This window comes from Marinococcus sp. PL1-022, assembly GCF_033845285.1.
GTDB lineage: Bacteria > Bacillota > Bacilli > Bacillales > Marinococcaceae > Marinococcus.
In genome coordinates, this window is record NZ_JAWXCX010000001.1 from 504,979 (window position 1) to 524,175 (window position 19,197).

The 19,197-nt window shown below is 48.8% G+C and carries 18 protein-coding genes and 1 riboswitch; of the genes, 15 read left to right on the plus strand and 3 right to left on the minus strand.

Annotated elements, in window-relative coordinates; genetic code table 11:
* The first annotated feature begins 167 nt into the window (after positions 1–167).
* Genes panB through SIC45_RS02665 form a run of 4 tightly spaced genes read left to right on the plus strand, consistent with a single transcriptional unit; the run spans position 168 to position 3,129 of the window.
* Complete coding sequence (gene panB / locus SIC45_RS02650) at positions 168–1,010, plus strand: 3-methyl-2-oxobutanoate hydroxymethyltransferase (protein WP_298785269.1); 843 nt, start codon at positions 168–170, stop codon at positions 1,008–1,010.
* The gene (gene panC / locus SIC45_RS02655) at positions 1,007–1,870 is read left to right on the plus strand and encodes a pantoate--beta-alanine ligase (RefSeq protein ID WP_319630966.1); all 864 of its coding nucleotides are present in this window, start codon (positions 1,007–1,009) and stop codon (positions 1,868–1,870) included. Before panB ends, panC begins: the two co-directional genes overlap by 4 nt.
* Before the next feature lie 5 nt (positions 1,871–1,875).
* Entirely contained in the window at positions 1,876–2,262 is a 387-nt protein-coding gene (gene panD, locus SIC45_RS02660) for an aspartate 1-decarboxylase (protein ID WP_319630967.1), read from the plus strand.
* Positions 2,263–2,277: 15 nt separating this feature from the next.
* On the plus strand, positions 2,278–3,129 hold the full coding sequence (locus SIC45_RS02665) for an aminoglycoside 6-adenylyltransferase (RefSeq protein ID WP_319630968.1): 852 nt from the start codon (positions 2,278–2,280) through the stop codon (positions 3,127–3,129).
* Positions 3,130–3,297: 168 nt separating this feature from the next.
* On the opposite strand, the gene SIC45_RS02670 is transcribed toward SIC45_RS02665, so the two are convergent.
* Positions 3,298–3,837 (minus strand): dihydrofolate reductase family protein, encoded by a 540-nt coding sequence (locus SIC45_RS02670; RefSeq protein WP_319630969.1) that lies wholly within the window; start codon positions 3,835–3,837, stop codon positions 3,298–3,300.
* An 85-nt stretch (positions 3,838–3,922) separates the two neighbouring features.
* Here SIC45_RS02670 and SIC45_RS02675 point away from each other — a divergent pair, with 85 nt between their 5' ends.
* The 4 genes from SIC45_RS02675 to ytkD all read left to right on the plus strand — a co-directional run bounded on the left by SIC45_RS02675 (position 3,923) and on the right by ytkD (position 6,980).
* Positions 3,923–4,687 (plus strand): C40 family peptidase, encoded by a 765-nt coding sequence (locus SIC45_RS02675; protein WP_319630970.1) that lies wholly within the window; start codon positions 3,923–3,925, stop codon positions 4,685–4,687.
* Positions 4,688–4,777: 90 nt separating this feature from the next.
* Positions 4,778–5,965, plus strand: coding sequence for a MalY/PatB family protein (locus SIC45_RS02680; RefSeq protein WP_319630971.1), 1,188 nt, complete (start codon positions 4,778–4,780; stop codon positions 5,963–5,965).
* Positions 5,962–6,432, plus strand: coding sequence for a YwpF family protein (locus tag SIC45_RS02685; protein WP_298785276.1), 471 nt, complete (start codon positions 5,962–5,964; stop codon positions 6,430–6,432). Before SIC45_RS02680 ends, SIC45_RS02685 begins: the two co-directional genes overlap by 4 nt.
* Positions 6,433–6,488: 56 nt before the next feature.
* Complete coding sequence (ytkD, locus tag SIC45_RS02690) at positions 6,489–6,980, plus strand: RNA deprotection pyrophosphohydrolase (protein WP_298785277.1); 492 nt, start codon at positions 6,489–6,491, stop codon at positions 6,978–6,980.
* A gap of 56 nt (positions 6,981–7,036) precedes the next feature.
* Here ytkD and pckA read toward each other — a convergent pair whose 3' ends face one another.
* Positions 7,037–8,620, minus strand: a complete 1,584-nt coding sequence (gene pckA, locus SIC45_RS02695; RefSeq protein ID WP_319630972.1) for a phosphoenolpyruvate carboxykinase (ATP) — start codon at positions 8,618–8,620, stop codon at positions 7,037–7,039.
* Positions 8,621–8,798: 178 nt separating this feature from the next.
* Here pckA and SIC45_RS02700 point away from each other — a divergent pair, with 178 nt between their 5' ends.
* Positions 8,799–9,194 (plus strand): DUF393 domain-containing protein, encoded by a 396-nt coding sequence (locus tag SIC45_RS02700; RefSeq protein WP_319630973.1) that lies wholly within the window; start codon positions 8,799–8,801, stop codon positions 9,192–9,194.
* Positions 9,195–9,241: 47 nt separating this feature from the next.
* Positions 9,242–9,349, plus strand: a riboswitch (SAM riboswitch).
* Between the two features lie 151 nt (positions 9,350–9,500).
* Positions 9,501–10,715 carry a methionine adenosyltransferase gene (metK, locus tag SIC45_RS02705; protein ID WP_298785280.1) on the plus strand — a complete coding sequence of 405 codons (1,215 nt, stop codon included), beginning with the start codon at positions 9,501–9,503 and terminating at the stop codon, positions 10,713–10,715.
* Between the two features lie 55 nt (positions 10,716–10,770).
* Here metK and putP read toward each other — a convergent pair whose 3' ends face one another.
* Positions 10,771–12,252, minus strand: coding sequence for a sodium/proline symporter PutP (gene putP / locus SIC45_RS02710; protein WP_413645496.1), 1,482 nt, complete (start codon positions 12,250–12,252; stop codon positions 10,771–10,773).
* 364 nt (positions 12,253–12,616) lie between these two features.
* On the opposite strand from putP, the gene SIC45_RS02715 reads away from it, so the two are divergent.
* From SIC45_RS02715 to SIC45_RS02735, 5 genes are all read left to right on the plus strand, one after another.
* A complete protein-coding gene (locus SIC45_RS02715) occupies positions 12,617–14,020 on the plus strand; it encodes a sigma-54 interaction domain-containing protein (RefSeq protein WP_319630974.1) in 1,404 nt (467 codons plus the stop codon).
* Between the two features lie 148 nt (positions 14,021–14,168).
* Positions 14,169–15,077: a proline dehydrogenase family protein gene (locus SIC45_RS02720; protein ID WP_319630975.1), complete on the plus strand. Its 909-nt coding sequence runs from the start codon at positions 14,169–14,171 to the stop codon at positions 15,075–15,077.
* A gap of 41 nt (positions 15,078–15,118) precedes the next feature.
* A complete protein-coding gene (locus SIC45_RS02725) occupies positions 15,119–16,156 on the plus strand; it encodes a DMT family transporter (protein WP_319630976.1) in 1,038 nt (345 codons plus the stop codon).
* A 113-nt stretch (positions 16,157–16,269) separates the two neighbouring features.
* Positions 16,270–18,090 carry a UbiD family decarboxylase gene (locus tag SIC45_RS02730; protein WP_319630977.1) on the plus strand — a complete coding sequence of 607 codons (1,821 nt, stop codon included), beginning with the start codon at positions 16,270–16,272 and terminating at the stop codon, positions 18,088–18,090.
* Positions 18,091–18,185: 95 nt separating this feature from the next.
* Positions 18,186–19,169 (plus strand): aldo/keto reductase, encoded by a 984-nt coding sequence (locus tag SIC45_RS02735; RefSeq protein WP_298785285.1) that lies wholly within the window; start codon positions 18,186–18,188, stop codon positions 19,167–19,169.
* The last annotated feature ends 28 nt before the right edge of the window (positions 19,170–19,197 follow it).

The window sequence follows — 19,197 nt, forward strand, 5'->3', positions numbered from 1 at the left end:
TTATTGGGAAATTTTTTTTGACAAACGAAGTCGCGGCGGTTGAATAAATGCCAGGAGCGTCAGATAATATACATGTATAAACACGAGCCGGTTCAAGCGTGGGAACGTACGTATCGGCAAAGAAGTCAGATAATTCTTTATTTTTTTAGTGAAGCAGGAGGAGAGAGATGAAAAGCACGGCGGTATTTAAACAGATGAAAGGCCGGCAGGAGCCGATCACAATGATCACAGCGTATGACGCTCCGACGGGAAAGGCCGCAGAAAAAGCTGGAATGGATATGATACTTGTGGGTGATTCTGCGGGCATGGTCGTGCACGGCTACGATTCCACGATTCCGGTAACACTTGACGACATGGTGATGCATGCACGTGCGGTACGCCGGGGGGCTCCGGGCACATTTATCGTAGTGGATCTGCCCTTTTTAACCTATCATTCCTCTATAGAAAGCACGTTTACAGCAGTGAAGCGTCTGATGCAGGAAGGTGGTGCCCAGGCAGTTAAGCTTGAAGGGGGAGATGAAGTTACCACGGAGACCATCGCCCGCATAACGGCTGCCGGTGTACCGGTCATTGGACATCTTGGCCTTACTCCGCAGTCCGTCGGGGTGCTTGGAGGATATAAGATACAAGGGAAAACAAAAGAAGCAGCCCAGCGGTTGATAAAAGAAGCCCGAAGACTCGAACAGGCCGGTGCATTTGCGCTGGTGCTCGAATGTGTGCCTGGAGAGCTCGCTGCCCGTATTGCAATGCATCTTTCGATTCCGGTTATCGGTATAGGAGCCGGCGTCGGCACTGACGGCCAGGTGCTGGTTTTTCATGACGCTGTCGGATGGGGAGACAGCTTTGTTCCTTCCTTTGCCAAGCAGTACACTAACGTCCAGGCCCAGATTGATGAAGCCCTTGAGAGCTATGTAAGTGATGTGAAGGCGAGAGCATTTCCAGAGGACCAGCACACATTTTCCATGGATGCTTCTGTGCTGAGCGACCTTGGCAGAGGAGGTTCTGCATGAAAGTATTCACTGCCATTCAGGACATTCGAGCGCATATCGATGAAAGAAAACGCCAGGGGGAAATGATTGGATTTGTGCCGACCATGGGAGCGCTGCACGAAGGGCATTTTTCATTAATAGCCCAGGCTTTGAAAGAAAACGACGCAGTAGTGGTGAGCATTTTTGTCAATCCTCTGCAGTTTGGCCCGAATGAAGATTACGAGGCGTATCCGCGTATGCTCGATGCAGATCTTGAAAAAGCTGAAGCCCGGGGCGTCGATATAGTGTTTGCCCCTTCAGCAGCAGAGATGTATCCCGAAGAGATGCAGACAGGAGTGCGTGTGCATGAAGGAACTGAAGTCCTCTGCGGCAAAAGCCGGCCGGGGCATTTTGACGGAGTGGCGACAGTGGTGCTGAAGCTTCTGCAGATTGTTCAGCCAACGCGGGTCTATTTTGGGCAGAAGGATGCTCAGCAGGCCGCTGTAGTAACGAATATGGGCCGTGATTTTAATCTTCCCACAGAAATTGTTACTGGCCCGACGATTCGGGAGCCTGATGGTCTGGCGCTGAGCTCCCGCAATGTGAATTTAACCAGCGGGGAGCGCCGGGAAGCCGTCTGGCTGTATGAAGGATTAAAGCAGGGAGCGTTATGGATAGAAGAGGGAACTTACAGACCCCGTGAAATTCTGGAGGGGGCAAAGCATACAGTGGAAGCTAACATCTCCGGTACGCTTGATTATATGGACATTTTAACGTACCCCGGTCTCAGGCCCGTAAAGGAATGGAATGAGCGGGTAATTATTGCAGGAGCTGTACAGTTTTCGGGAGCGAGACTCATTGATAATATCATTCTTTCTCCTGGCCAGAAAGGAAGGGCGTGACACTGATGTACCGTACAATGATGAAATCAAAGCTTCACCGGGCCGTAGTTACAGAAGCAGATTTAAACTATGTTGGAAGCATTACCATTGACCGGGATCTGATGGAGGCGGTGGGCCTGTGGGAAAATGAGAAGGTGCAGGTAGTTAATAATACGAACGGGGCCCGTCTGGAAACGTACGTGATTGAAGGTCCCCGGGGAAGCGGAGTGATCTGCTTAAACGGTGCAGCCGCAAGGATGGCGCAGCCGGGAGATGTGGTAATCATTATTGCGTATGCGCTGATGGAAAATGAGACGGCCCGGGAGTTCAAGCCGGCGGTGGCAGTGCTTGACAGCCATAATCAAATCAAGCAGATGCTGTCTTACGAGCCGGCTTCGACAACACTGGATTAAAAGGAGATAATGTCTGTGCGCACACCTGAAGCTATGATGGCGCTGATCATGGAGACTGCCGAGGGCGATGAACGTGTCCGGGCCGCAGCTCTAAGCGGCTCCCGTGCAGCGGCCCAAAGCAGCAGTCCTGATCTTTTCAGCGATTTTGATATTATTTATTTTGTGGAAAATATGGAGCAAATGATTAAGGACCGGGCCTGGCTGGACGTGTTTGGGGAGATTTTGATTATGCAGACGCCGGAGGAAATGAACTTATACCGGGAATCGTCGGGGGAGTCATTTGCTTTTCTGATGCTTTTTCGGGATGGTAATCGCATTGATTTAACCTTGAAGCCTGCAGACAGCAGGTATGAGCATTGGAAGCAGGACGGTTTGACCCGCTGTCTGCTGGATAAAGATAACCCAGCTTCTGACTTTCCTGCTCCCACAGACACAGGCTACAAAACAAATGTCCCGGAAGAAGGCTTCTTTCAGCAATGCTGTAATGAGTTTTGGTGGGTGGCTGTGTATGTGGCAAAAGGCTGGAGGCGCAAGAAAATGCTCTACGCCCAGGCCCATCTGGATATTATCCGCCGCATGCTGATACAAATGCTGCAGTGGAGGGTGGTACTCGAAAAAAAGAGACCAGTTAATTTCGGCCAGGAGGCGAAGCACCTGGAAAAACACCTTGGGGATAAAAGCAATAAAAAACTGGCAGCTACTTATGCGGCAGGCTCCTACGAAAGCGTTTGGGGCTCGCTGCAGACGGCGATGGCAATGTTTGAACGGGAATCTGCTTTTGTTGCGAATCAATGCAGGTTTGAGTTGAATGAACAGGAGGGGTCAGGGGTAAAACAATATATTAAAAAGGTCGGGCGCGAGCAGTAAAATAAAAAAAGGCTCCTGCCAAGCAGCAGGAGCAAAATGAAATATGGGATAAGAGCAACAAATTGGACGAGTGCTACTCTATATGTTTATTATTACCTAAAGAGTAAGAAAAGTACACACTTTTCAGAAAAAATGGTGCTTTTACCTACAGTGGCAAATGAGTCTAAACTACTGACTGGGCATGTCCCTAATCCGTTTATAGTGAAGCTGGGCCAATTCTCCCCAACGCTTCACCTCCTGCAGATGAAGCCGTTTTGGCGGGCCCGGGCTTTGCTTAAACAACGGAATGCCGCTTCCTAAAAGATCGGGTGTGAGGGTAATAATGTATTCATCGATCAGCTCCTCGTGAAGCAGAGTGCCGATAATATCTGAGCCTCCAACAACCCAGATGCCACTTCCGGACTCCTGCTGTTTGTTTTGAAGCCATTCTGAAACGGAACCCCGTACAAAGGAGACGTGGCCGTCATTTCCCATGCGGCTGGTGGAAAAAACATAGCAGTCTTTATCGCTGTACGGAAAGGAATCCGTTAAGACGAGCACGTGTTCATAGGTTTTTCTCCCCATTACGACCGTATCCACCCGCCGGTACATTTCATCGTAGCCGTTATCATCTTCGCCTTCGGCTTTCAGCAGCCAGTCAATATTCCCTTCTGCATCAGCGATATAGCCATCGAGACTGGCGGCGATAAACAGAATTACTGGCTTCATTATGACCACTCCCCTCTGTTAGTACATTCATTTTAGCATGTTAAAGGAAGAAAATCGGAATAATTATGCGGGAAGGAGGTAAAGCATGAAGAAAAACTGGGTGTGGGTAAGTGTTGCTGCTGCAATGGTTATAGCAGGCGGTGCGGGCTATTGGGCAGACCGGCACGTTTTAATCACAAATGTCGATGGCAATGACAAAGCCTGGTATATCGAGGGCGGCAAAGCGGAGGAAGAGCTCTACCTTCTTCCGGAAACGGCAGCATCTTTATATGGAGCGGAATTAGAGCAAGAGGGTCCGGCCGTGCGTTTATCGGTGAATGGCGCTTCGTGGGAGGGAGAGCTTGCACAGAGTCCGGCGTGGTTTAACTGGAGGGGAGAAGCTTATATCCCTGCAAAAGAAGCTGCCGAAGAGCTTGCATTCGAAGAAGAAGAAACTGGGAACCGCTATACAGCCCAATTGTGGAGCCCGGCCCAGGAAAGAATCGCCAGAGTGATCGAAAAAGGCGAAGAGTTTACAGGTGTTCCGTACAAATGGGGAGCGTCTGAAACTACGACCGAGTATTTCGACTGCTCCTCCTTTACCCAGCGCATGTACGCTGAAGAAAATGTTGATCTTCCCAGGGTGTCGGAGGAACAGGCGCAGGAAGGCCGCGATGTTGCTGAAGAAGACTGGAAGCGGGGAGACCTGATTTTCTTCGATACGAATGGAGACGGCAGTATTAATCATGTGAGCATGTATATTTCTGATGAAACGCTGTTTCACGCCACAGAATCCGACGGTGTCGGCTATACTGATTTTTCGGATTACTGGAGGGACTCTGTAGTGGAAACAAAACGATTCATTGTTTAAAAGCCGTTTGGATTCGTCTTCCTAAAAAGAAAGTGATAAAATAAAGAACGGAATAGACATGGGAAGATGAAACGAGGAGGCTTTTTAAGCATGGATTTTAACAAGGTATTAAACCGGAAAAATACGAACTCGATGAAATGGGACTTTGCCGCCGAACGCTACGGCTCTTCAGAACTATGGCCAATGTGGGTAGCGGATATGGATTTCCAGGCTCCGCAGCCTGTACTTGATGCGATGCAGGAGGTGCTTGATCACGGAATTTTCGGCTATCACCGGCGCCCGGAATCACTGAAGGACGCGACGACCGAATGGATTCGCACCCGCCACAACTGGAATGTAAGCAATGAGCAGCTCGTCTTTACCCCTGGTGTAGTGCCGGCGATCAGTCACCTGATTCAGACATTTACCGAAAAAGGTGAGGGCGTTATTCTGCAGACACCGGTCTACTATCCGTTCTATATGCTGGTGGATAATAATGAACGAACGCTTTATAAGAACCCGCTGAAGGAAACAGACGAAGGATTTACTATCGATGTGGAAAACCTTGAAGAACAGATGAAAGCCGGCGCGAAAATGCTTTTACTGTGCAGTCCCCATAACCCTATCGGCCGGGTGTGGACCGAGGATGAGCTGCAGCAGATCGCCGCTCTGGCAGAGAAATACAACGTGCTGGTAGTATCCGATGAAATCCACGCAGATCTTATTCTCTCCGGCGTGCATGTGCCGTTTTCGAAGGCAGCGGAGGGCTATGATGTGGAAACCATCACCTGCATGGCTCCAAGCAAAACCTTTAATCTTGCAGCCCTGCAGCTGTCCTACGTTGTTTTTGAGAAAAAAGCTTCGCAAAAAGCATACGAAGCTCATCTGCAGCGCAATTTCGTCGGAATCGACAACCCGTTTGCCACAGTCGCTGCTGAAGCCGCCTACCGGCACGGGACCGGGTGGCTGGAGGAACTGCTCGTTCATCTGCGGGAAAACGTTGATTACTTGAAGGATCAACTGGAGTCGGCAATCCCGGAATCACATGTTATTAAGCCGGAAGGGACGTATCTTGTCTGGATTGATCTCCGGGGTCTTGGCATGGACAAAAAAGAACTGGAGGAATGGCTGCGCAAAGAAGCAGGGGTAGCTCTGAGTGACGGGCATATCTTTGGAGATGAAGGTGCTGGTTTTGTACGTATTAACGTCGCCTGCCCCCGTACGCATATCGATGAAGGTGTGCGCCGCTTAAAAGAAGCATATGAACGCACTATCCAGACTGCCGGCCGTAAGTCATGAAGACCTTCCGTCTTGTCCGCCTCAGCTTGTTTCAAAAAGACGGTGACGCGATTGAAATGCATGAGATAAAAATGAAGGAAGGCCTTATTATTAATCGCGAAGAGCCTGATAGATCCTGGCTGCTTGATGCGGTGATACCTACTGAGTATGAAGATATCATTCATGAGTGGGAAAGACACGAAGAGGAAATGCTGATGGAAGCAGTCATCACCCATCCCGACAATGCCCCGGCGCTTTTAAGGGGCGTCGTAAAAAAAACTACAAGACTTGAGCATTCTCTTGGCGTTTTAATTCAGGCGTATATGGCTGGAAAAGATGAAAACATCACCGAATTGATATTAAAAGAGCTGATTACCGAAGGATATGAAGGTAATCAGCTTATGGAAGAGTTTCACGAGCGAAAAAACGATCAGCGCTCCTGGTCAAAGGCAATGGCGGCAAGATTATACAGCCGCCAGGAGAAATAATTTTCCCGGAGAGATGATAGAAGTGGAGTGATACGTATGTGTGAGGATCAGGGCATATGACGACTTGCTACAAATTCCGGGACTACTACAATAACGAAGTGGAATTGGCGTTTAACGGCACTCCATTTTCAGACAAGCCGGGACATGTATGGGTAATATGCTTATATGCCGGCAGATGGCTGCTCACTCGTCACTCCCAGCGCGGGCTGGAGTTTCCCGGCGGGAAGATCGAAAAGGGAGAAGCCCCCGAAGAAGCAGCTGTGCGGGAGGTCGATGAGGAAACCGGCGGCCGCATTGATGTAATACGCTCTCTCGGCCAGTACAAAGTAGTGGGCCGGAGTGAAGATGTAATAAAAAATATATACATCGCAGTGGTGGATTCACTGGTTCATCACGAGGATTATATGGAAACGGATGGCCCGGTGTTGATAGAAACACTTCCAAGTAATATTCGTGATCATCCCGGCTACAGCTTTATTATGAAAGACGAAGTGCTCCCCCGCTCCGTAAAATATGCGGAGGAAGCAGGATATATTACATTAAGATGAAAGGAACCGGCGCCTGCAAAGGCACCGGTTCCTTTTTAATCCATTAAAAACAGGGATTACAGCTGCGATGGTCCTGCCTTTGCGATAGAGTCAGGGACATCGTAAAACCGTTTAAAGTTTGCTGCAAACTTGCGGGCAAGCATACGGGCCTGAACCTCGTAGTCGCCGGCCTCTGACCACATTTTCTTCGGCTGAAGCATATCTTCGGGAACACCGGGGCAGGACTCGGGAATATGCAGTCCGAAAATAGGGTCCTCTACAGTGGCTGCATCGGTCAGCTCTCCATTGAGGGCTGCCTGTACCATAGCCCGGGTGTATGAAAGGTCCATGCGGCTTCCGACTCCGTAGCCGCCACCGCTCCAGCCGGTATTCACCAGAAAGACAGGAACATTGTGTTCGTCGATTTTTTCTCCGAGCATTTCTGCATAGACCGAGGCCTGCCGTGGAAGAAACGGCGCCCCAAAGCAGGTGGAAAAAGTTGCTTCCGGAGAAGTGACGCCTCTTTCCGTGCCGGCTAGTTTGCTTGTGTAGCCGCTGAGAAAATGGTACATGGCCTGCTCCTTCGTCAGTCTGCTGATTGGCGGAAGAACGCCGAATGCATCTGCCGTTAAAAAGATGATCGCCGAAGGATGGCCGGCTGTGCCGGAGGGAACAATCCCGTCGACGTGCTCAATCGGATAAGCTGCCCTTGTGTTTTCCGTGATCTGTGTATCAGTATAGTCAACTTTGCCGCTGACATTGTCTATACCGACATTTTCAAGCACAGCACCGAAACGAATAGCGTTCCAGATCTGCGGTTCCTTCTGCTTGGAAAGGTTCGAGCATTTTGCGTAGCATCCGCCTTCGATATTAAAGATGCCGTTTTCGGACCAGCCGTGTTCATCGTCGCCGACCAAAAGCCGGGAGGGGTCCGCGGATAGGGTTGTTTTTCCGGTGCCGGAGAGACCGAAAAACAACGCGCTTTTTCCGTCACTGCCGATGTTTGCCGAGCAGTGCATCGGAAGCACATTTTGTTCAGGGAGCAGGTAGTTCATGACAGAAAAGATTGATTTTTTCATTTCTCCGGCGTACTCTGTGCCGCCAATTAAAACCGTGCGCCGCGCAAAGCTGATGACGATAAATGTTTCCGACGAGGTACCATCTATCTCCGGGTCTGCTTTGCATTCCGGTGCGGCAATGAGCGTAAAGGGTGAAACAGATGGAGTTTCTCTTCCGTCAGGCCGGATAAACAGCTGACGTGTGAACAATTGATGCCAGGCGTAGGAGGTGATGACCCGGACAGGAAGCTGGTAGTCGGGGTCGGCTCCAGCCAGGGCGTCGCTTGCGAAAACTTCATTCTGACTGCTCAAATGAGCCGTCACTTTGTTATAAAGCCGTTCAAACACTTCCTCAGACATTGGTTTGTTTACATTTCCCCAGTCAATAGAAGGAGAACTGCCAGGTTCATCGACAATATATTTATCCTTTGGCGACCTGCCGGTATATTTGCCTGTTTTCACGGCAAGAGCACCCTCTGCTGTAAGTGAGCCCTCCTGCAGAGCCAGCGAGCGCTTCACAAGCGCAGGGACAGAGAGATTCCATTGGACATGCGCTTCGTTTAACAGGTTTGTTTCGGATTTGGAAGCGAACGGCGGCTTCATAAACAATCACTCCTTTAATGAGGGGGAAGTTAGATTTATTCATCATGAATGATGGATAGAATATAAAATAGTGTAACACATTTAATTTAATAGTACATACTTATTCGTCAAAAAGTTCATGAATATTTTTAGTGCTGAAAGGGAAAAGATGTAAGAAAGCAACGAAAGGGGAACAACCATGGAACAACAATCGGAATTTATTGTATTTTATGATAGTGACTGTCCGTTATGCACCAGGTTCCATACTTATCTTTCAGCGATAGATAAAACGAACACGGTGAATTGGAAGCCTATATATGATGAGGATTTATTTGAAAAGTACCCAATGCTCAAGGGAGAGCCTCTTGAAGATCAGATGCACAGTGTAGAGGATAATACGTATGTATACGCCGGATATTTTACGGTGAAAAAATTGTGTTATACTATTCCAGCGTTAAAGCCGCTGAAGGCAGTGTTTCTGCTGCCGGGCGTGGAAACGCTTGGCCGAAAGCTGTACCACACAGTGTCTACAAACCGGTATCAGTGGTTTCATTTCCTATGTGATGACAAGACGTGCCAGCGGGAAGGGCACTAAGTTTGACATCAAATAGGGTTTGCGTTACGATTTTGTACGAACGGATACTCTTATCCTGAGCAGGTGGAGGGACAGTCCCTGAGAAGCCCAGCAACCATCCGGGAACGGAAAGGTGCTAACCTGGAGAGGCGGACAGACGCCTTGAAAGATAAGAGGCGAAAAAGCTGAACTGACAGCCCCTTTTCCCTCAATTTTTTGGGACAAGGGGCTTTTCCTGTACACAACGGCCTACTGCCGTTTTCTTTTCGTCTACCCCGAGAATGGGAGAGTACACCCGTAGCAGGCAGTTAAAAAGGAGGCAGCAGCGTGTCTACAATTGGACGACGTTTATTTACGTCGGAATCTGTAACAGAAGGGCACCCGGATAAGGTGTGTGATCAGATCTCCGACGCGATTTTGGATGAAATATTAAAGGATGATCCGAATGCCCGGGTGGCAGCGGAAACAGTAGTGAACACCGGTCTCGTATTGGTCGCAGGAGAAATATCTACATCTACATACGTGGATATTCCTAAAATTGCCCGGGAAACTTTAAAGGATATTGGTTATACACGGGCGAAATACGGGTTTGATTACGAAACGTGCTCGGTTTTGACTTCGATAGATGAACAGTCGGCCGACATCGCCCAGGGCGTTGATGAGGCGCTTGAAACCCGTGAAGGCTCGATGACTGAGGATGAATTGGAATCGATTGGAGCAGGAGATCAGGGCTTGATGTTTGGGTATGCCGATAACGAAACCGATGAACTCATGCCTATGCCGATTTCACTTGCTCACAAGCTGGCACGCCAGTTAACGAAGGTTCGCAAAGAAGGCAATCTTTCGTATCTGCGTCCGGACGGAAAGACGCAGGTTACGGTGGAATACGGAGATGACGGGAAACCACTCCGGGTGGAAACGATCGTTATTTCCACCCAGCATTCAGATGACGTAACGCTTGCCCAAATTGAAGAGGATATGCACAAATACGTGATCGAGCCGGTCGTGCCGGCAGAGCTTCTCGATGCTAAAACCAACTATTTCATAAACCCGACCGGACGCTTTGTCATTGGTGGACCGCAGGGAGATGCCGGGCTTACAGGAAGAAAAATTATTGTTGATACGTACGGAGGCTACGCCCGTCATGGCGGCGGGGCGTTTTCCGGTAAAGACCCGACAAAGGTCGACCGTTCCGCATCGTACGCAGCCCGGTATGTAGCGAAAAATATTATCGCAGCAGGACTGGCAGATAAATGCGAGGTTCAGCTTGCGTATGCGATCGGCGTGGCGCAGCCGGTCTCCATTTCGATCGCCACGTTTGGGACGGGGAAAGTATCAGAAGAGGTGCTCGTAAAGCTTGCCAACGAAAACTTTGATCTCCGGCCGGCCGGCATCATCAAAATGCTTGACCTTCGCAGACCGATTTACAGACAGACAGCCGCTTACGGTCACTTCGGCCGTCATGACGTTGATCTGCCATGGGAACGCACGGACAAAGCAGCGGCGCTTCAGGAACAGGCATTCACCGAAAAGCAGCAGTAAACAGACAAATACCCGCTCCTGTTTATATTCAGGAAACGGGTATTTTTTATTCTGCTCAGCTTTTTTCTGTATACGTGCTGACAGAGTCAAATTCGGTTTTAATTTTATCAGAAGGCTTCGGTCCGAGCAGGCTGACGGCAATAATGATTATGACGTTGATGAAGAAGCCTGGCACAATTTCGTAAAGATCAAACAATCCTCCGGTAAGCTGGACCCAGATAATTACGGTTGCCCCGCCGGCGATCATCCCAGCCAGTACACCCCACATGCTTGTCCGGCGCCAGAATAGGGAGAAAAGCATCGCAGGCCCGAACACCGCGCCGAACCCGGCCCACGCGTAGCTTACGAGTTCAAGCACTGTACTGCCGGGGTTGGAGGCGAGAAGCAGGGCAATAAGGGCTATGACAATAACGCCGAATCTTCCGACCCAGACGAGCTCCCGGTCAGAAGCGTGCGGCCGGAGAAGGCCCTTGTAAAAGTCTTCTGCAAGCGCACTTGAAGATACAAGCAGCTGGGAGTCCACTGTGCTCATAATAGCAGCAAGAATCGCTGCGAGCAGAACCCCGGATACCCATGGGTTAAACAGTACCTGGGTAAACAGAATAAAGACCGTTTCCTGATTCCCATCTCCGAGCTGGGCGTCCCCCGAGAAGTAAGCAATACCGACAAACCCTGTAAAAATAGCGCCGAGAAGAGAAATAACCATCCAGCTCATACCTACAAACCTGGCCATCGGAATTTCTTTTTCGGAGCGTATCGCCATAAACCTGGTAATAATATGAGGCTGGCCGAAGTAGCCGAGTCCCCAGGCGAGCAGGGAGACCACAGAGATAACGCTCACGTTTGTAAAGGCACTTAACGCATCCGGATTAATGGATGCCACGGATTGGACGGAATTTCCCCAACCACCAATTTCTATAACAGCAGCGATCGGAACAGCAACGAGCGCCAGAAACATCAGAATGCCCTGGATAAAGTCCGTCCAGCTAACGGCCATGAATCCGCCGAGAAACGTATAGGTAATAATAACAGCGCCGCCGATCCAAAGGGCTGCCTGATAGGAAAGCCCGAAGGAACTGACAAACAGGGTGGCTCCCCCGACCAGTCCGGAGGATGTATAAAAGGTAAAGAAAATAAGTATAAATAATGCCGAAACAATACGCAGTGCTTTTGTTTTATCGTGGAAGCGGTTTTCAAGAAAGTCGGGTATCGTAATGGAATCGTTGGCGATAATTGTGTACCTGCGCAGTCTTCTCGCCTGAAACTGCCAGTTCAAATAAGCTCCGATGGTGAGGCCGATAGGCAGCCATATTTCGCTCATTCCGCCCAGGTACATGGCTCCGGGAAGCCCGAGCAGAAGCCAGCTGCTCATGTCAGAGGCGCCGGCACTGAGTGCAGCTACGGGGCCATTTAATTTTCGTCCGCCTAAAACGTAATCTGAGAGGTTATTGGTCAGCTTGTAAAATAAAAAACCAATGCCAAGCATTACAACAAGGTAAACGATAAAAGTTACAATTGTTGGTACGGAAATATCCATTTAAGTGGTCTCCTTTTTTGATCTAACATAACTGATCGCTGCTAAAACTACAGTAATCGGCATAGGTATTAAGATGAGCAGCCATGTGAATAGTGTTATTCCTTCCATTCAGTACACCTCCCCTTGAATGTACTTTTATATGTTGCAAGAATAGTGCCAATATTCTTAACTTCTGCAGAGCTTAACAAAACCGGCGGAGACGTCCATTATAATTGAATACTCTATTGGATAGAAGCGTTATTAGAAAAATTAAGAAGTTAAAGCTGCAAAATTTTGCACTCCTAAGTTTTGGGATTTTGCGTACGTACCCTTCGCACTTCATGATAAAATCAGATCAAGAATAAATTATAAAGAGGGTGGGTCCATGGTATATCAAGGCACGAATTCGTTATCCTATCCTGAGCTGAACGATATTTTTGATCATTTAATGGTAAAAATGGATCAGGGGATCCGTGTCATCGATGCAGATGAAAACCTGATTATTTATAACGACAAAATGCGCGAAATCGAATCTATGACGTATGAGGATTTTAATAATAAAGGCATGATGGACGTTTTTCTTTTCGAGCATGAACGGGACAGCAGACTGCTCCAGGCTATTAAGCAGGGAGTGGAAACGAGAGAAAAAAAGCAGCATTATACAAACAGCCGTGGAAAAAATATCACGACTATTAATGAAATCTTTCCAATTTATTCAGGCGGTCGGATTATCGCAGCTGCCGAAATCGCAAAGGATGTCACCCGCATGGAGAAGCTGGTCCGGGAAAACCAGAAAAAAACCGGCAGTGGGCTTTTTACATTTGACCAGATTATCGGGCATTCAGCTGAAATCACGGGTGTGGTGCAGAACGCGAAGCGGGCAACAAGAACGTCATCATCGGTATTAATTGTAGGAGAGACCGGCACAGGGAAGGAATTGTTTGCCCAGAGCATCCACAGTGAAAGTGAGCGGTCGGGACAGCCGTTTGTGTCACAAAACTGCGCCGCGCTTCCGGAAACGCTTATTGAAGGCATTTTGTTTGGTACCGTAAAGGGGGCATTTACAGGAGCATCTGAACGGGCCGGGCTGTTTGAAAAGGCAGAAGGCGGGACGCTGCTGCTCGATGAAATTAATTCGCTGCCGGTAGCACTGCAGGCAAAGCTTCTGCGCGTCCTGCAGGAGAAAAAAGTAACCCGTTTAGGATCGCATAAAGAGCAGTCCATCAATGTCCGTATTATTGCCACGATGAATAAAGAGCCGGCAGAGGCTATTCAAAACAATGAGCTGCGTGAGGATCTTTTTTACCGTATTGGTGTGGTTACGCTATATGTCCCTTCGCTCCGGGAAAGAAAAACAGATATCGAGCCGCTGGTGGAAACCTTTCTGGAAAAGTACAACCAGGTTTTTCAAATGGACGTAAATCGCGTTTCCCCGGCGGTGAAAACCAGGCTGGAGGCCTATCATTGGCCGGGAAATATCCGGGAGCTTGAACACGTTATCGAAGGAGCGATGAATTTAATGCTCGATGAGAAAGTGATCGAAGAAAGCCACCTGCCGGATCATTTTCGCAAACGCACCGATCTTCTGGAAACAGGAGAGATAGAAAGCAGGGATTCAGCTGGGGGAAGCAGCCACGAAGGAAATTTAAAGGCACGTCTGCTTGAAATGGAATTTGCTCTAATTAAAGAAGCGCTGAACCAAAGCGGCGGCAACGTAATGCAGGCAGCCAAAAAGCTTGGAATCAGCCGGCAGAGTCTGCAGTACCGGATGAGTAAATTTCATTTATAATTTTTTGCATAAAGCGCAAAATTTCTTGCAGTTCTGACGAACAGTCCCTTTCTTTTTACGGAATACCCTGCGCATGACAATACGGCCATGTTGGCACGTATTTTGCATCAGTGTAGGGCAGTACTGAAAAGATCAGGAGGGTGCACCTATGACAATTTCACGTTCGTTTTTTATATTTCTATCCCAAAACAAGACGCTGACAAGGGGTGCCAAAAAGTGGGGCATCCATCTCGGAGCTTCAAAAGTAGTGGCTGGAGAAGATATTGATGAAGCACTAACGACCATTCAGTCGATGAACGATCAGGGCCTGATGGCGACTATTGACCATCTTGGGGAATTTATAACGGAAAAATCAGAGGTGGAAGAAGCCAAGCAGAAAACCATCGAAATTATTGAGAGCGTCTGCGCGAAAAACGTACAGTCAGAGCTGACAGTGAAGCTGACGAAGCTCGGTCTTGATATAGATACGGACTACTGCATCGAAAATATGAAGGAAATCCTGCAGGCGGCCAAGGATAAACAAAATTTTGTAAACATCGACATGGAAGACTATTCCCGTTATGAAAAGACGCTGAGTGTACTGAAAACGCTCCGGAAGGAATATGATAATGTAGGCACTGTTCTGCAGGGGTATTTACGGCGGGGGCTCGATGATCTCGACAGTCTTGCAGGGGTGCCTCTCCGGATTGTAAAGGGAGCTTATCAGGAGAAGGAAGAGGTTGCCTTCACAGACAAGCATGAGATTGACGCTAATTATTTTCTGATGATTCAAAAACATCTGCAGCAGGAAGGCTTTACAGCCATCGGCACACATGATCACCGTATTATTAATGCGGTTAAGCTGTTCGTGAAAGATCAGGGCATAGCTTATGATTCATTTGAATTTCAGATGCTGTATGGCTTTCGGACAGAGCTGCAGCTGCAGCTTGTGCAGGAAGGCTACAATGTCAGAGTCTACGTGCCCTTTGGTAAAGAATGGTATGGTTATTTTATGAGAAGACTGGCAGAACGCCCACAGAACCTCGTATCCGTGGCTAAAGGGATAATTACGAAATAAAAGGTTCATGCAGCGCCGCTCCCGAAAAGGGGGGCGGCGCTTTGATTGCCAGGCAGAAGGCCCTGAAGCTACAGTTTAATCAGGGAGTGCTTTCTGCGTATAATGGATGTGACACGCAGCTGAAACCGGCAACAGAAAGGAAACCGACGATGCAGACAGTACAAAAACAACGAACGGCTGGCTTTTTGCTTGTGATAAGCGGAGCCTCCCTCTGGGGTGTTGGAGGAACAGGAGCACAGTATATTTTTGAAGCGCACTACCTGGCCGTGGAGTGGCTGGTGGCTGTCAGGCTGCTTCTATCCGGAATTCTCCTTTTAACCATTTCTTTAATGCTTGGAAATAAAGAAAAAGTGACCGGAATCTGGAAGCAGAAAAAGAGCGCAGGGGCAGTGGTTATATTCGGGTTATTTGGTATGCTGGGCGTTCAGTATACATATATGGCCTCCATTGAAAGCGGAAACGCGGCAGTGGCCACGCTGCTGCAATACCTGGCTCCTGTATTTATTCTTGTTTACCTGCTTGCGGCCCGGCATACCTATTGGAATAGACGGGACGGAGGTGCCGTATTAATGGGACTTGCCGGCACGTTTCTGCTGCTGACAAACGGGGAGCCGGCCGAATTATCCGTGTCGCCGGAGGCGGTGGTCTGGGGCGTGCTTTCCGGAGTGGCGCTTGCCTTCTATACTCTGTACGCAGGTCCTCTTTTAGCCGCGTGGGGGTCCATGAATGTCATTGGGTGGGCTATGACGGTTGGAGGAGCAGCTGTAAGCTTTTTGCATGCCCCGTGGGACACCGGATGGGAGAGCTGGACATGGAGCTTGGCTGGGAGCGTAATTTTTGTCGTTATTTTCGGCACTATGATTGCTTTTTGGTTTTACCTGGAAAGCCTGAAATATTTAAAGCCTCAGGAAACAAGCATCTTAGGGTGTCTGGAACCATTGGCGGCTATTTTGACTTCGGTATGGTGGCTGCACGTTCCGTTTGGACTTTTCCAGAGCGTGGGCGCCTGTTTGATACTTGGCATGGTCGTTTATTTGTCAATGCCGCAAAAGCAGCGGGCAAAGCCTGCCCCCGCGTAAGAAAAAAGGGAACCAAAAGGGAACCAAAAGGGAAATAAACACAGCCGAACGAGAAAATATACTAAAATAAGTGTAGAAAGTGAAATACAATTCGGAAGGATGAAGGGCTGCATATGTATCAAAACCTCAACGAATGCGTAGAAGATCTGGAAAAGAACGGTCATTTAATACGAATCAAGGAAGAGGTTGATCCCTACCTGGAAATGGCTTCGATTCATTTGAGGGTCTATGAACAGGAAGGGCCGGCCATTTTATTTGAAAACGTAAAAGGAAGCCCATTCCAGGCCGTTTCTAATTTATTTGGCACCGTCGAACGCAGCAGGTTCATTTTTCGGAAAAACTGGAAACAGGTGCAAAATGTTATTGCGATGAGAAATGATCCGGTGCAGGCACTGAAGCATCCGTTACGTAACATGACGAGCGGCCTGACGGCAGTAAAAGCTCTTCCAAAGAAAAAGAAGGGCGGCACGGAAAACTTCCGGGAAGTGAGCATCAGTGACCTGCCGATGATTCAGCACTGGCCCCGGGATGGCGGCGCGTTTCTCACCCTGCCGCAGGTGTATACAGAGGACCCGGAAAAATCGGGGCCGATGAACGCCAACCTCGGCATGTACCGGGTGCAGCTTAGCGGCAATGAATTTGTACAGAATGAAGAAGTGGGGCTGCATTATCAGATTCAACGGGGAATTGGTGTACATCAGGCAAAGGCCGTAGCTAAGGGAGAGCCTTTGAAGGTGAGTATTTTTCTCGGCGGACCTCCGGCGCACACTATTTCAGCAGTAATGCCGCTTCCGGAAGGGCTGAGTGAGATGATGTTTGCCGGTATGCTGTCCGGGCGTCGTTTTCAGTACAGCTATGAAGACGGCTACTGCATTAATCATGACGCCGATTTTGTTATTACGGGTGAAATTTATCCGGAGGACACGAAGCCGGAAGGACCATTTGGCGACCATTTGGGCTATTACAGCCTGACGCATGATTTCCCGGTCATGAAGGTTCATAAGGTGTATGCGAAGGACAAAGCTATTCTGCCGTTTACCGTAGTTGGCCGACCGCCGCAGGAGGATACCTCATTTGGAGCGGTGATCCACGAAATGACAGGGGAAGCAATCAAACAGGAAATTACCGGAGTCAAAGAAGTTCATGCTGTGGACGCTGCAGGGGTGCATCCGCTTCTGCTGGCCATAGGCAGCGAACGGTATACGCCGTTTCAAAGCGTGAAGCAGCCGGCGGAGCTGTTAACAATTGCTAATCGTATTCTCGGAACAGGACAGTTAAGCCTGGCCAAATATTTATTTATTACAGCGGAACAGGAAAGAGAACTCGATACGCATCAGGAGGAGGATTTTTTCACGTACATGCTTGAGCGGATTAATCTGCGCCGCGATCTTCATTTTCAGACCAAAACGACAATCGATACGCTTGATTACAGCGGAGAAGGACTGAATGAGGGCAGCAAGGTAGTTATCGCGGCTTATGGGGATGTGAAGCGGGATCTTTGCCAACGCGTGCCGGAAGGCTTCCCGGCTGACAGTCCGATGCATTCGCCCAAGCTTGTGATGCCGGGCGTAATAGCGGTGGAAGCAGCGGAGTTTACCAGCTACAGGCAGGCGGCTGAAGAAATATCCGCTTTCGCTGAACGTCTCGATGAACAGTGGGACGTCAAAGAAACCCCAATGATTATCATCTGTGATGACAGCAGCTTTGTCAGTGATACGATGCAGAATTTCCAGTGGGCCGTTTTTACACGCAGCAATCCTTCCCACGATATTCACGGGGTGAACAGCTTTTATGAAAACAAGCACTGGGGATGCGACAGTTTGATCATCGATGCCCGCATCAAGCCTCATCATGCACCGCCACTGCTTCCGGATGAAAATGTGGAGCACCGGGTGGATAGTCTTATGGAACGGGTTGGCTTAAGGGAAAAATAGTTGCTGAAAATGTTTAAAATGGAACAAAAGCGTGAACAGAAGGACACCTGTTTGAAAAAGCAGAGTCATTAATCCAGAAAGGACGAATACCTGTTATGGAAAAACGACAGCTTGGCAACAGTGACCTGAATGTCTCCCCTATTGGCTTAGGATGTATGGGAATGTCCGCTTTTTATGGAAAATTAAACGATGAAGAGTCGAAGAAAACGATACACACAGCGCTGGATCATGGGGTTAATTTTCTCGACACGGCTGATATGTACGGCCCGATGACTAATGAGCGACTGGTTGGTGAAGCAATTCAAAACCGTCGGGAGGAAGTAGTGCTTGCTACAAAATTCGGAAACGTGTACAGCAACAAAGGTGAATTAACAGGAGAAGTAAACGGCCGGCCGGAATATGTAAAGCAGGCCTGCGATGCGAGCCTGAAACGGCTTGGCGTGGATACTATTGACTTGTATTACCAGCACCGGGTGGACCCGGACGTGCCTATTGAAGAAACCGTAGGTGCAATGAAGGAGCTCGTAGATGCCGGAAAAGTTAGGTATCTGGGCTTGTCAGAGGCAGCTCCGGAAACGATTCGCAAAGCTCATGAAACGCATCCAATTACAGCTCTGCAGACAGAGTATTCGTTATGGAGCCGGGACGTGGAGGATGAAATTCTGCCGCTTTGCAAAAGTCTGGGAATTTCCTTTGTGGCTTACAGTCCGCTCGGGCGTGGATTTTTAACCGGACAGATCAAGCAGTTTGAGGATCTGGAGGAAGATGATTTCCGCCGCTTTTCTCCAAGGTTTCAGGGAGAAAATTTCAACAAAAATCTTGAACTCGTGGACAAAATAAAGGAATTAGCTGAAGAAAAAGAATGCACAGCCTCCCAGCTGGCTCTGGCCTGGTTGAGAGAGCAGGGTGCGGTACCGATCCCGGGGACGAAACGGCGTAAATACCTGGAAGAAAATATTAACAGTCTGAAGGTTACGCTTACGAACGCTGATATGAAAGCAATTGATGATATTGCCCCTAAAGGTGCTGCCGCAGGCATGCGGTATCCGGAAGAAGGAATGAAAACGGTGAACCGGTAATAAAAACAAACCGGGTCCTCCAGCTATC